The sequence below is a fragment of the Burkholderia sp. Cy-637 genome, assembly GCF_011753175.1.
Classification (GTDB): Bacteria; Pseudomonadota; Gammaproteobacteria; order Burkholderiales; family Burkholderiaceae; genus Burkholderia; species Burkholderia gladioli.
This window is the reverse complement of the sequence record NZ_VWWC01000016.1, coordinates 34,133-49,130: the sequence shown is the minus strand read 5'-3', so window position 1 is coordinate 49,130 and position 14,998 is coordinate 34,133. Positions and strand designations below refer to the sequence as shown.

1 protein-coding gene (only partly in view) is annotated in these 14,998 nt (G+C 71.7%); it reads right to left on the bottom strand.

The window, feature by feature from the left end; genetic code table 11:
• Positions 1 to 14,998 carry the 5' portion of a non-ribosomal peptide synthase/polyketide synthase gene (locus F3J10_RS07600; RefSeq protein WP_167241799.1) on the bottom strand. 1,220 nt of this gene lie to the left of the window's left edge, so only the first 14,998 of its 16,218 coding nucleotides appear in the window; the start codon lies at positions 14,996 to 14,998; its stop codon lies beyond the left edge, outside the window.

Genomic DNA, 14,998 nt, shown 5'->3' with positions numbered 1-14,998 from the left:
AGATCTGGGTGGCGGGCATCAGGGTGGCGCCGCCGAGCAGGGCGGGGAAGATCTCCTCGGCGGAGAGGTCGAAGTTCAGCGAGTTCTGCTGGAGGACGACGTCCTCGGGGGTGATGGCGAACAGGCGTATCGCGTCGACGGTGTAGTTGACGAGGTTGCGGTGCTCGACCATCACGCCCTTGGGCAGGCCGGTGGAGCCGGAGGTGTAGATCACATAGACCAGGTTGCCGGGCGTGACCTCGGTGACGGGGTCCTGCTCGGGGAAGCGGGCGAAGTGCGCCTCGTCGTCGAGCAGCAGGGTGGGCGCGTCGAGGGCGGGCAGCTTGTCGACGAGCGCGGCCTGGGTGAGCAGGGCGACGGGTGCGCTGTCGCGCAGCATGTGCTCGATGCGGGCGGCCGGGTAGGCAGGATCGAGCGGGACATAGGCGGCGCCGGCCTTGAGGATGCCGAGCAGGCCGGCGACGGTATCGATGCCGCGCTCGGCGCTGATGGCCACGCGCTGGTCGGGTCGCACGCCGATCTCGATCAGGGCGTGGGCGATGCGATTGGCGCGGCGGTTGAGGGCGTCGTAGCTGAGTGCGTGCTCGCCGTGTGCGACGGCGATCGCCTCGGGCCGGCTGGCGACCACGGCCTCGAACAGTTGATGGACGGTGCGCTCGGCGGGCCAGGGCGCCTCGCTGCGATTGAAGTCGAGCAGCACCTGTTGCCGCTCGGCCTCGTCGAGTATCGCGATGCAGCCGATCTCGCGGCCCGGCGCGGCCACCATGCCCTCCAGCACGCGCAGCAGGTAGGCCGTGTAGCGGAGCATGGTCGCGCGATCGAACAGCGCGGTGGCGTATTCGAGCGTGCCGACGATCTCGCCGTCCACTTCCTCCAGGTCCAGCGAGAGATCGAACATCGCGGTGCGTTGCGGCGGTTCGATCGACTGCAGCGCCACGCCGCCCAGGTCGAGCTCGACCGTGTCGGTGCCCTGCCAGGCGAACATGGCCTGGAACACCGGGCTGTGCGCGAGGCTGCGCTCGGGCTTGAGCAGCTCCACCACCTGCTCGAAGGGCAGGTCCTGGTTCGACTGCGCGTCGATGGTCTGCTGGCGCACGCGCTGCAGCAACTGCGAGCTGCTCGGATGACCCGACAGGTCGACGCGCAGCGCCAGCGTATTGACGAAGAAGCCGATCAGCCCCTCCACGCCGGCATGCGTGCGATTGGCCACCGGCGAGCCGATCACCACCTCGTCCTGGCCGGCCAGGCGCGAGAGCACGCTGGCCCAGGCCGCGAGCAGCGTCATGTAGAGCGTGGTGCCCTCGCGCTTGCCGAGCGATTTCAGCGCGGCGCTGAGCGGCTTGCCCAGCGCGAGCGGCACCGTGCTGCCGGCATGGTCCTGCTGCGCCGGGCGCGGCCGGTCGGTCGGCAGCGTCAGCAGGCCCGGCGCATCGGCCAGGGCGCGCTGCCAGTAGGCGGCCTGCTCCTGCATCACCGGGCCCTCGAGCCAGCGGCGCTGCCAGGCGGCGTAATCGGCGTATTGCAGGACCGGCACCGGCAGCGGGTCGGCCTGTTGCGCCAGGAAGGCGCGGTAGAGCGCGCCGAGTTCGCGGCTGAGCACGCCCATCGACCAGCCGTCGCTGACGATGTGGTGCATGGTGACCAGCAGCACGTGCTCGGCCTCGGCCAGCCGGAACAGTTCGGCGCGTACCAGCGGACCCCGTTCGAGATCGAAGGGCTGGTGCGCGGCCTGGTCCAGCCGGGCTTCGAGCTGCTCGCTCGCCTGCTCGGCGGCCAGGTCGCTGAACGCGATCGGCAGGCCGCCGCCGGGCGCGCCGATCCGCTGCACGACCTGTTTGCCTTCGCGCACGAAGGTGGTGCGCAGGGCTTCGTGGCGCTCCACGATCCGGTCCAGCGAGGCCTGCAGCGCGGCGCGGTCGAGCGTGCCGCTCAGGCGCAGCGCGGCCGGCATGTGATAGGCGCTGCTCACGCCGTCCATCTGCGCGAGGAACCACAGCCGCTGCTGGGCGAACGACAGCGGCAGCGCGCCGTCGCGGCCGATCGGCTCGATCGGCGGCAGCGTGCTGGCCGCCGCGCGCGACACGGCCCGCGCCAGCTCGGCCAGGCGCGGATGCGCGAACAGGTCGGCCAGCCCCAGTTCGACGCCGGTGGCGAGGCGGACCTGCGAGATCAGCTTGACCGCCAGCAGCGAGTGGCCGCCGAGTTCGAAGAAGTCGTCGTGGCGGCCGACGCGTTCGAGACCGAGCAGGTCCTGCCAGATCGACGCCAGCCTCGGCTCGACGTCGCCGCAGGGCGCCTCGTAGGCGAGGCCCGTGGCGGCGCTGCTGTCGGGCGCGGGCAGCGCGCTGCGATCGAGCTTGCCGTTCGGCGTGAGCGGGAAGGCGTCGAGCAAGACGAAGGCCGAGGGAATCATGTGGGCGGCCAGTTGCGTGCCCAGCTCCGTTTGCAGATCGGCCGCGCTCGGCTCGGCGCCGTCCTGCGGCACCACGTAGGCGACCAGGCGCTTGGCGCCGTCGGCCTCGGTGAGCGCGATCACGGCCGCCTCGCGCACGCCCTCGCATTCGGCCAGGCGGGCCTCGACCTCGCCGAGCTCGATACGGAAGCCGCGGATCTTGACCTGGAAGTCGTTGCGGCCGAGGTATTCGAGGCTGCCGTCGGGCAGCCAGCGTGCGAGATCGCCGGTCTTGTAGAGACGCTCGCCGGGACGCTGGCTGAACGGATCGCGGATGAAGCGCTGGGCGGTGAGCTCGTCGCGGTTGAGGTAGCCGCGGGTGACGCCGTCGCCGCCGATGTGCAACTCGCCGGATACGCCTTGGGGGACCGGCTGGAGATGCTCGTCGAGCAGGTAGATGCGGGTGTTGGCGAGCGGCTTGCCGATGGTGGCGATGCCCATGCCGCGCTGCCGGGCTTCGTCGAAGCCGACGTAGGCGGCGGTACACGAGACGGTGGTCTCGGTGGGTCCGTAGGTGTTGACCAGGCGAGTGTGTTCGGGGCGGAAGCGATCCCAGAGTTCGAGCTTCTGGGTGGAGAGCGCGTCGCCGGTGACATTGACGAGACGCACGCTGTCGAGCAGCTCGCGCGCCTTGGCCGGCTGGCGATCCCATTCGGCGACCAGGGTATGCCAGTGCGCGGCGGTGAGATGGACCACGCTGGGCGGCCGCGATCCGGAAGCGCCGGCACCGAAGATCTGGGTGGCGGGCATCAGGGTGGCGCCGCCGAGCAGGGCGGGGAAGATCTCCTCGGCGGAGAGGTCGAAGTTCAGCGAGTTCTGCTGGAGGACGACGTCCTCGGGGGTGATGGCGAACAGGCGTATCGCGTCGACGGTGTAGTTGACGAGGTTGCGGTGCTCGACCATCACGCCCTTGGGCAGGCCGGTGGAGCCGGAGGTGTAGATCACATAGACCAGGTTGCCGGGCGTGACCTCGGTGACGGGGTCCTGCTCGGGGAAGCGGACGAAGCGCGCCTCGTCGTCGAGCAACAGGGTGGGCGCGTCGAGGGCGGGCAGCTTGTCGGCGAGCGCGGCCTGGGTGAGCAGGGCGACGGGTGCGCTGTCGCGCAGCATGTGCTCGATACGGGCGGCCGGGTAGGCGGGATCGAGCGGGACATAGGCGGCGCCGGCCTTGAGGATGCCGAGCAGGCCCGCCACCATCCCGATGCCGCGTTCGGCGCACAGTGCCACGCATTGGTCGGTGCCCACGCCGGTCTCGATCAGGGCATGGGCGATCCGGTTGGCCTGCCGGTTGAGGGCGTCGTAGCTGATGGCGTGCTCGCCGTGGAGCACGGCGATCGCCTCGGGCGTGGCGCGCACCTGCTTCTCGAACAGCGCGTGGATCGTCAGGTCGGCCGGGTAGTCGGTGCCGGTCGCGTTGAAGTCGACCAGCACCTGTTGCCGCTGCGTCTCGTCGAGCAGGGGCAGCGCGCCGACGCGGCAGCCCGTGTCGGCGGCCATGCCGGCCAGCAGCGTCTGCAGGTGGGCGATCAGCCGCGCGACGGTGGACGCGTCGAACAGGTCGCTCGCGTATTCCAGCTCGCCCGAGATGATGCCGTCGCGATCGACCAGCGACAGCGACAGGTCGAACTGCGTGCTCAGGTAGGACTGCGCGAGCGGGGCGAGCTTCAGGCCCGGCAGGTCGAGCGTGCGTGCCGGCGTGTTGTCCAGCGAGATCATGGCCTGGAAGATCGGGCTGTGGCTCAGGCTGCGCGGCGGCTGCACGGCTTCCACCACCTGCTCGAAGGGCAGCTCCTGGTGCGCGTAGGCGGCCAGGGCGTCGGCCTTCACGCGCTGCAGCAGGGTGGCCACGTCGGGGTTGTCCTCGAGCCGCACGCGCAGCGCCAGGGTGTTGACGAAGAAGCCGATCAGCGGCTCCAGTTCGGCCTGCTGGCGGTTGGCCACCGGCGTGCCGATCACCAGGTCGCGCTGGTGGGCGAGGCGCGAGAGCAGGGCGGCCCAGCCGGCGAACAGGGTCATGAACAGCGTGGTGCCCTGCTGCCGGCCGAGCTGGCGCAGCGCGTCGCCCAGCTCGCGCGGGAAGGCCAGCGGCACGCTCGCGCCGCGGTAGCTCTGCACGGCCGGGCGGGGCCGGTCGGTCGGCAGTTCGAGCAGCGCCGGCGCATCGGCCAGGCGCGCCTTCCAGAAGCCGGCCTGCCGCGCCAGCGCCTCGCCCTGCAGCCGCTCGCGCTGCCAGGCGGCGTAGTCGGCGTACTGAATCGCGAGCGGCGGCAGCGGGTCGGGCTGCCGATGGTGGAAGGCGGCGTAGAGCGCGCTGATCTCGTCGATCAGCACGCCGATCGACCAGCCGTCCGAGACGATGTGATGCTGGGTGACCAGCAGCAGGTGGTCCTCGTCGTCGAGTTCGAGCAACTGGCCGCGGATCAGCGGGCCTTGGGCGAGATCGAAGGGCTCGATCGCCTCGGCCTCGCCGATGCGCGCCACCGCCAGCTCGCGTGCCTCGGCGGCGATGCCGCGCAGGTCGTGGACGGCCAGCCGGAAACCCTGGTCGGCCTCGCCGATCCGCAGGAAGGGCTCGCCCTGCTCGACGGCGATGCTGGCGCGCAGCACTTCGTGGCGGGCCACGATGCGGTCCAGCGCGGCGCGCAGCGCGGCCTGGTCGAGGCGGCCGCTCAGGCGCAGCGCGGCGGGCATGTGATAGGCGGCGCCGGCGGCCTGGTCGAGCGTGTCGAGGAACCACAGGCGCTGCTGGGCGAACGACAGCGGCAGCCTGCCGTCGCGTGCGCGCGGCAGGATCGGCGGCAGCTCGGCGGCGGGCTCGGCACCGGACTCGATGCGCGCGGCCAGCTCGGCCAGCACCGGGCGCGCCAGCAGCTCGCGCAGCGGCAGCTCGACGCCGAAGGCCTTGCGCAGCCGCGAGGCCAGTTGGACCGCCAGCAGCGAATGGCCGCCCAGTTCGAGGAAGTTGTCGTGGCGGCCGACGCGTTCGATGCCGAGCAGTTCCTGCCAGATCGCGGCGAGCCGCGGTTCGGTCTCGCCTTGCGGCGCGCTGTAGGCCTGCATCACCACCGCGTCCGCGTCGGGCGCGGGCAGCGCGCGGCGGTCGAGCTTGCCGTTGGGGGTGAGCGGGAAGGCGGCGAGCGCGACGAAGGCGTTCGGCACCATGTAGTCGGGCAGCGCGGCGGCCAGGCGCGCGCGCAGCTCGGCCGGCGCGGGCGCGGCGCCCTCCGTCGGCACCAGGTAGGCGACCAGGCGCGCGCTCTCGCTCGCGTCGTCCTGGCGCGCGATCACCACCGCCTCGCCGACGCCCTCGCAGGCCGCCAACGCCGCCTCGATCTCGCCGAGCTCGACGCGCAGGCCGCGGATCTTGACCTGGAAGTCGTTGCGGCCGAGGTATTCGATATTGCCGTCCGGCAGATAGCGGGCGAGGTCGCCGGTGCGATAGAGCCGCGCGTCGGCCTCGTCGCTGAACGGGTCGCGCACGAAGCGCTCGGCGCTCAGCTCGGGACGGTTCAGGTAGCCGCGCGCGACCCCCGCGCCGCCGATGCAGATCTCGCCCGTCACGCCGGGCGGCACCAGGCGGTCGTGCGCGTCGAGCAGGTACAGGCGGGCATGGCGGATCGGCCGGCCGAGCGGCACCGGCGCGTCGCGATAGCGGTCCAGCTCGGTCGACAGCACATGCCAGCCGGCCACGTCGCTGCATTCGGTCGGGCCGTAGCTGTTGACGAACACCGGGCGCGGCGCCGGGATCGCGGCCAGCCTGGCGGCCTGGATCGGTTCGCCGCCGAGCACCACGCGGCGCAGGCGCGACAGGTCGTGGCCGCCGTCGGCGTCGATCAGGGCATGGAAGGCGCTCGGCGACAGGTTCAGGTGGCCGATGCCGTCGCGGCGGATCCGCGCCAGGATCGCGGGCGGATCGAAGCGCGGCTCGGCCAGGTGCAGGATGCCGCCCGTCATCAGCGGCGCCAGCAGGTTCTTCTGGGTCAGGTCGAAGCTCGGCGAGGTGACGATCAGCACCGCGTCGTCGCGGCCCACGCCGACGTCCTCGAGATACCAGTCCATCAGGTTCGACAGGCCGCGGTGCTCGACCATCACGCCCTTGGGCTCGCCGGTCGAGCCCGAGGTATAGATCAGGTAGGCGAGATCGCCCGGCGCTGCCGTGACCTCCGGCACGCCGGGATCGTCGCCGGGCACGGCCACCTCGCGCGGATCGAGGCAGGGCGCGCCGCTGTCGCGCAGCGCCTCCGGCAAGGCGTCGAGGTGGGTCAGGATCGCGGCCGGCGCGCAGTCCGCGATCATGTAGGCGATCCGCTCGGCCGGGTAGGACGGATCGATCGGCACGTAGGCGGCGCCGGCCTTCAGCGCCGCGAGCAGGCCGATCATCAGGTCGATGCCGCGCTCCAGATGGAGCGCGACGCGCGTGTCGGGCACCACGCCGGCGCCGATCAGGCGATGCGCGAGCGCGTTGGCGCGGCGCTCCAGTTCGCCGTAGCTCAGGCGCGTGCGACCGTCGTCGAGCGCCGGCGCGTCGGGGCGGGCCGCGGCCTGCGCCTCGAAGCGGCGATGCACGGGTTCGGCCGGGCGCGTGCCGGCGGCGGCGCTTGCCGCGTCGCTCGATTCGTCGCTCGAGCCTGCGGCGGCCACCAGCCGGCGCTGTTCCGCGGCCGGCAGGATCGCCAGGCGCGCGGCGGGCCGCGGCGATGCCTCGCCCAGCGCGTCGACGAGCGACTCGATGGCGGTGGCGAGATAGTGCAGCAGCGGTTTCGGGTCGACCTGGTCCAGGCAGCGCAGGGTCAGCGCGAAACCGGCGCCGAGATCGTCGACCGTCATGTCGAACGGGTAGTTGGTGCGCTCGTCGGCGGCCAGCACGCGCACGCCGTCGCCGAGGAACACGTCGGCCGTGCCGTGCTGGGTGCGGGCCGTCTCCGGGCTGTGGCGGTAGTTCAGCAGGGTGCTGAACAGCGGCACCGAGGCGGGCACCGCGCTGCAGCGCTGCGCGCTCGCCAGCGAGGCCTGTTCGTGGTCGAGCAGGGCGCTGAGCTTGAGGCGCATCTGCTCGGTGAGATCGGCCGCGCTGCGGCCGCCGAACGAGGCGCGTACCGGCAGCGTGTTGAGGAACATGCCGAAGGTCTGGTCGGCGCCCTCGGTGCCCTGCAGGCGGCCCGACAGCACCGTGCCGAACACCACGTCGTCCTGGCCGGTGCAGGCCGACAGCACCAGGGCCCAGGCCGCGTGGAACAGCACCGCGCCGGTCACGCCCTGGCGCTGCGCGCAGTCGCGGATGCGCTGCGCCAGCTCGGCCGGCAGCGCGAGGCTGGCCTCGTGGATGTCGGCGCCGTCGCCCTGGGTGTCGAACCGGCCGAACAGCGCGGTCGGCGTCTCGATGTCGCCGAGCTGCTGCCGGAAGTAACGCTCGTGGACGCCCGGCTCGATCGCGCGCGACTGGGCGATGAAGTTGCGATAGGGCGTCGAGGCGCGCAGTTGCGCGGCGCGGCCGTCCATGATGGTGCGGATCTCCTCGAGCATCAGCTCGAGCGTGACGTGGTCGCTGACCATGTGGTGGTCGAGCAGCGACAGCAGCCATTCGCCGCTGCGCGGATCGGGAGCGATCCAGGCCCGGCTCAGCGGCGCGCGCGACAGGTCGAGGCGCACTCGCGCGGGATCGGTCAGCGCCAGCAACTGCCCCAGCGTATCGCGTCCGGCGTCGAGCGCGGGCGTCTCGACCACCAGCGCGGCTTGCCGATGCACCACCTGCACCGGCTGGCGCAGGCCGTTCCAGTGCACGCTGCTGCGCAGCACGTCGTGGCGCGAGATCACGGTCTGCAGCGCGGCGAGGAACTCGTCGAGGCGGCGGCGCGTGTCGAAGGCCAGCACCGTGCGCATCAGGTAGGCGTCGCCCTCGGTGTCGAGCAGGTGATGGAACAGGATGCCGTCCTGCAGCGAGGACAGCGGATAGATGTCCTGGATCGCGGCCGCGCCGCCCGGCACCTCGGCCGCCAGCAGGTCGATCTCGCCCTGGCCCAGTTCCACCAGCGGCAGCATGGCCGGCGTGATCGCGGTGCAGCCCTCGGGGATGCGGTTGGGCGCGACGGCCGGTGCCGCCTGCGGCGCGACCGCGCCGATCTTCAGCGCCATCTCGGAGAGCACCGGCGCCGCGAACACGGTCTTCACGTCGATCTTGAGGTCCTTCTGGCGCAGCCGCTCGATCAGGGTGATGGCGAGCAGCGAGTGGCCGCCGACCTCGAAGAAGTTGTCGTTGCGGCCGACCTGCTCGACGCCGAGCAGGGCTTGCCAGATCTGCGACAGCACCAGCTCGGCATGGCCGCGCGGCGCCTCGAACACGCGCGTGAGGATCGCCGATTCGTCGGGCGCGGGCAGGGCGTTGCGGTCGAGCTTGCCGTTGGGCGTCAGCGGCAGCGATTTCAGCACCACGAAGGCGCGCGGCACCATGAAGTCGGCCAGCGTGCTGGCGAGGCGGTTGCGCAGGCGCGTGACCGCGCGCTTCTCGGTGCGCTTGGCGCCGAGCTCGGCGCCGCTCTGGGGCACCACGTAGGCGACCAGCTGGCGCGAGCCGTCCTCTTCCCTGCGCGCCACCACCACCGCCTCGCCGACGCCCTCGCATTCGGCCAGGCGGGCCTCGACCTCGCCGAGCTCGATGCGGAAGCCGCGGATCTTGACCTGGAAGTCGTTGCGGCCGAGGTATTCGAGGCTGCCGTCGGGCAGCCAGCGTGCGAGATCGCCGGTCTTGTAGAGACGCTCGCCGGGGCGCTGGCTGAACGGATCGTGGATGAAGCGCTGGGCGGTGAGCTCGTCGCGGTTGAGGTAGCCGCGGGTGACGCCGTCGCCGCCGATGTGCAACTCGCCGGATACGCCTTGGGGGACCGGCTGGAGATGTTCGTCGAGCAGGTAGATGCGGGTATTGGCGAGCGGCTTGCCGATGGTGGCGATGCCCATGCCGCGTTGCCGGGCTTCGTCGAAACCGACGTAGGCTGCGGTGCAGGAGACGGTGGTCTCGGTGGGGCCGTACGTGTTGACCAGGCGGGTGTGCTCGGGGCGGAAACGATCCCAGAGTTCGAGCTTCTGGGTGGAAAGCGCGTCGCCGGTGACATTGACGAGACGCACGCTGGCCAGCAGCTCGCGAGCGCGCTCGGGCTGGCGATCCCATTCGGCAACCAGGGTATGCCAGTGCGCGGCGGTCAGGTGCACGAAGCTCGGCTTGCGCGCGGCTTCCGTCTCGCCGGGTTCGCCATAGCCGAAGATCTCGGTGGCGGGCATCAGGGTGGCGCCGCCGAGCAGAGCTGGGAAGATTTCCTCGGCGGAGAGGTCGAAGTTCAGCGAGTTTTGCTGGAGGACGACGTCCTCGGGAGTGATGGCGAACAGGCGTATCGCGTCGACGGTGTAGTTGACGAGGTTACGGTGCTCGACCATCACGCCCTTGGGCAGGCCGGTGGAGCCGGAGGTGTAGATCACATAGACCAGGTTGCCGGGCGTGACCTCGGTGACGGGGTCCTGCTCGGGGAAGCGGGCGAAGCGCGCTTCGTCGTCGAGCAGCAGGGTGGGCGCGTCGAGGGCGGGCAGCTTGTCGGCGAGCGCGGCCTGGGTGAGCAGGGCGACGGGTGCGCTGTCGCGCAGCATGTGCTCGATGCGGGCGGCCGGGTAGGCGGGATCGAGCGGCACATAGGCGGCGCCGGCCTTGAGGATGCCGAGCAGGCCGGCGACGGTATCGATGCCGCGCTCGGCGCTGATGGCCACGCGCTGGTCGGGTCGCACGCCGATCTCGATCAGGGCATGGGCGATGCGATTGGCGCGGCGGTTGAGGGCGTCGTAGCTGAGCGCATGCTCGCCGTGTGCGACGGCGATTGCCTCGGGCAGGCTGGCGACCACGGCCTCGAACAGTTGATGGACGGTGCGCTCGGCGGGCCAGGGCGCCTCGCTGCGATTGAAGTCGACCAGCACCTGCTGCCGCTGCGTCTCGTCGAGCAGGGGCAGGGTGCCGAGGCGGCGGGACGGATCGGCGGCCATGCCGGCCAGCAGCGTCTGCAGGTTGGCGATCAGCCGCTCGACGGTGGACGCGTCGAACAGGTCGCTCGCGTATTCGAGGTCGCCCGAGATGATGCCGTCCTCGTCGACCAGCGACAGCGACAGGTCGAACTGCGTGGTGACATGCGCCTGCGCGAGGGTCTCGAGCTGCAGGCCCGGCAATTCGAGCGCGTGCGCCGGCGTGTTGTTCAGCGAGATCATGGCCTGGAAGATCGGGCTATGACTCAGGCTGCGCGGCGGCTGCACGGCTTCCACCACCTGCTCGAAGGGCAGGTCCTGGTGCGCGTAGGCATCGAGCGCGGTCTGTCGGACCTGTTGCAGCAGGCCGGCCACGTCGGGATCGTCCTCGAGCCGCACGCGCAGCGCCAGGGTGTTGACGAAGAAGCCGATCAGCGGCTCCAGCTCGGCCTGCTGGCGGTTGGCCAGCGGGGTGCCGATCACCAGGTCGCGCTGGTGGGTGAGACGCGAGAGCAGGGCGGCCCAGCCGGCGAACAGGGTCATGAACAGCGTGGTGCCCTGCTGTCGGCCGAGCTGGCGCAGCGCGTCGCCCAGCTCGCGCGGGAAGGCCACCGCGATGCGGCCGCCGGCATAGCTCTGCACGGCCGGGCGGGGCCGGTCGGTCGGCAGTTCGAGCAGCGCCGGCGCGCCGGCCAGGTGGTCGCGCCAGAAGCCGGTCTGCCGCTGCAAGGGCTCTCCCTGCAGCCAGTCGCGCTGCCAGGCGGCGTAGTCGGCGTACTGGATCGCGAGCGGCGGCAGCGGGTCGGGCTGCCGGCGGTGGAAGGCGGCGTAGAGCGTGCTGATCTCGTCGATCAGCACGCCGATCGACCAGCCGTCCGAGACGATGTGGTGCTGGGTGACCAGCAGGATGTGCTGGGTGTCGTCGAGCGCGAGCAACTGGCCGCGGATCAGCGGGCCGCGCGCGAGATCGAAGGGCGCCAGCGCCTCGGCCTCGGCGATGCGCGTGACGGCGGCCTGGCGAGCCTCGTCGGCCAGCCCGCGCAGGTCCTGCGTGTCGAGCGCGAAACCGGCGCCCGCCTCGGCGATGCGCTGGACCGGCTGGCCGTCGACGGTATCGATGGTGGTGCGCAGCACTTCATGGCGGGCCACGATGCGGTCCAGCGCGGCGCGCAGCGCGGCCGGGTCGAGCTGGCCGCTCAGGCGCAGCGCGGCGGGCATGTGATAGGCGGCGCCGGCGGCCTGGTCGAGCGTGTCGAGGAACCACAGGCGCTGCTGGGCGAACGACAGCGGCAGCCTGCCGTCGCGCGCGCGCGGCAGGATCGGCGGCAGCTCGGCGGGCGCGGCACCGGCCTCGGCACCGGACTCGATGCGCGCGGCCAGCTCGGCCAGCACCGGGCGCGCGAACAGCTCGCGCAGCGGCAGTTCGGCGCCGAAGGCCTTGCGCAGCCGCGAGACCAGCTGGACCGCCAGCAGCGAGTGGCCGCCGAGATCGAAGAAGCTGTCGTGGCGGCCGACGCGCTCGAGGCCGAGCAGTTCCTGCCAGATCGCGGCGAGCGCCACCTCGGTGTCGCCGCGCGGCGCCTGGTAGGCGCGCGCGACCACCGCGTCCGCGTCGGGCGCGGGCAGCGCGCGGCGCTCCAGCTTGCCGTTCGGCGAGAGCGGGAAGGCCTCCATCACCACGAAGGCGTTCGGCACCATGTAGTCGGGCAGCGCGGCGGCCAGCGCCTCGCGCAGCGCCGCGGGAACCAGGCTCGCGCCTTCCAGCGCCACCAGGTAGGCCACCAGGCGCGCGCCCTCGCCGTCGTCGCGGGCGATCACCACCGCCTCGCGCACCCCCTCGCTGGCCGCCAGGCGGGTCTCGATCTCGCCGAGCTCGACGCGCAGGCCGCGGATCTTGACCTGGAAGTCGGTGCGGCCGAGGTACTCGATGCTGCCGTCGGCGAGGTAGCGGCCGAGGTCGCCGGTGCGATAGAGCCGCGCGCCGTCCTCGTCGCGGAACGGGTCGCGCACGAAGCGCTCGGCGCTCAGCTCGGGACGGTTCAGGTAGCCGCGCGCGACCTGCACGCCGCCCAGGTAAAGCTCGCCGATCGCGCCCATCGGCACCGGTTGGCCGAGTTCGTCGAGCAGGTAGATCTGCGTGTTGGCGACCGGGCGGCCGATCGGCACGATGCCGGGATGCGCGTCGGCGCGGCAATGCCAGAAGCTGACGTCGATCGCCGCCTCGGTCGGGCCATAGAGGTTCGACAGCCGCGCCTGGGGCAGCAGGGCGAGCGTGCGCTGCTGGAGCGTGTAGGGCAGCGCCTCGCCGCTGCACAGCAGATGGCGCAGCGTGGGGCAGCGGCCGGCCTCGAGCTCGTCGACGAACAACTGCAGCATCGAGGGCACGAAGTGCAGCATGGTGATGCCGCGCTGCTCGATCAGCTCGGCCAGGTAGCGCGGATCGCGATGGCCGTCGGGCCGCGCGAGCACCAGCCGCGCGCCCGCCAGCAGGGGCAGGAAGAACTCCCAGACCGACACGTCGAAGCCGAACGGCGTCTTCTGCAGCACGCGGTCCTCGGCGCCGAGCGCGTATTCGTCGCGCGCCCAGCACAGGCGGTTGACCACGCCCAGGTGCTCGTTCATCGCGCCCTTCGGCTGGCCGGTCGAGCCCGAGGTGTAGATCACATAGGCCAGGTGATCCGGCCTCAGGCCCAGCGCGGCCGGGTCGGGATTCTCCTCGGATTCGCGCTCCAGGCTCGCGGCGGTGGCCAGCTCGTCGAGCACCAGGGTGGGCAGCGTGCCGGCGGGCAGCGCCGGGGCCAGGCGGGCCTGCGTGAGCAGGGCGATCGGCGCGCTGTCGGCGAGCAGGTAGGCAAGCCGCTCGGCTGGGTAGGACGGGTCGATCGGCACATAGGCCGCGCCGGCCTTCATGATCGCCAGCAGCCCGACCACCATCTCCAGGCTGCGCTCCATGCAGATCGCGACGCGATCGTCGGGCTTCGCGCCGAGCGCGACCAGCCGGTGCGCGAGCTGGTTGGCGCGGCGGTTGAGCTGGTCGTAGCTGAGCGTCTCGCCCTCGAATTCGAGGGCGATGGCGCGGCGCCGGCTCGCGACCTGGTCCTCGAACAGCTGATGGACCAGCCGGTCGCGCGGATAGTCCACTGCGCTGTCGTTGAGCTCGACCAGCAGCCGGTGCCGCTCGGCCTCGTCGAGCAGGGGCAGGCGCGAGACGCGGGTGTGTGCCTGCTCGATCGCCATGCCCAGCAGCCGCTCGACGCCGGCGCGGATGCGCTCGATCTCCTCGGGGCGGAAGCCGTCGCCATTGAAGTTGAATTCGACCGGCACGTCCGCGTTCGGATGGTAGTCGCGCACGAAGATCGACAGCGGTGTCTGCTCGTGGCCGTTGTCCATCACGCGCACCTTCGCGAGCGTGCCGCCGAAGTGATGGTCGCCCTCCAGCGTCTCGATCGACAGGCGCACGTCGAACAATTGACGGCGGCCCTGCTGCGCCAGGTTCAGGCCGCGGTTCAATTCGGCGATCGGGAAGCGCTGGTGGCGATAGGCGAGCCGCAGCTCGGCCGAGATCGCGCTCATCAGCTCCAGCAGGCTGCGCTCGGGATCGACCTGGATGCCGATCGGGCTGACCGAGGAGAACATGCCGCCGACGGTGCGCCGGAGCTGGGCGCTGCTGCGGTTGTGCACCGGCAGGCCGATCACCACCTGCTCGTGCCGGTTCACGCGCGAGAAATAGACCGCCAGCACCGCCATGAAGACATGCGTGATCGAGGCGCCGTGCTCGCCCGCGAACGCGGCCAGCCGGTTGAACAGGTCGCGCCCCAGCATCCAGCGCGACTGATGGCTCGGGCTCGCCTGGCCGAGCGCGGCCGCGCGCGGCAGCAGCGAGGGCGGCAGGCTCTCGAAGCGCTCGCGCCAGAATCGACGGTCCTTCTCGTGACGGGGCGATTGCAGGTAGGCGCGATCGTCCTCGACCTGGCCCAGATAGGACGGGCCGCGCTCGACCGTCGCCGCCGGGTCGGCCAGCAGGCGCGTATAGGCGAGTGAGACCTCGTGGCTGATCACCGCCACGCCCAGGCCGTCGGTGACCAGGTGGTGATAGCGATGCAGCCAGTGGTAGCGGTTGGGCGCCGAGCGCACCAGGTGCGTGTCCCACAGCAGCGCGCCGAGGTCGGTGAAGGGCTGCCGGAAGGTCTCGTTCAGGTAGGCGAGCGCGCGCGCCTCGGCGTCGGGCTGGCCGGAGAAATCGACGAAGGCGATGCGGGTGTCCACCGCCGGCAGCACCCGCTGGCGCGCCAGGCCGTCCGCGCCGCCCTCGCTCAGCACCAGCCGCAACGCGTCGTTGGCGTTGGCGACCTCGTTCATCGCGCGTTCGAGCACGGCCGGCTCGATCGGGCCGTCGATCTCGAAGGTCATGCCGATGTTGTAGAGCGGCGCGTGCGGATGGGAGACCTGGTCGAGCCATACCGCCTGCTGCGCCAGCGTCAGTGCATGGCTGGCGTCATCTTGCGGGGTGGCGGAGGCGGGCTGGACGGGCGAGGCGGACGACGGGATCAT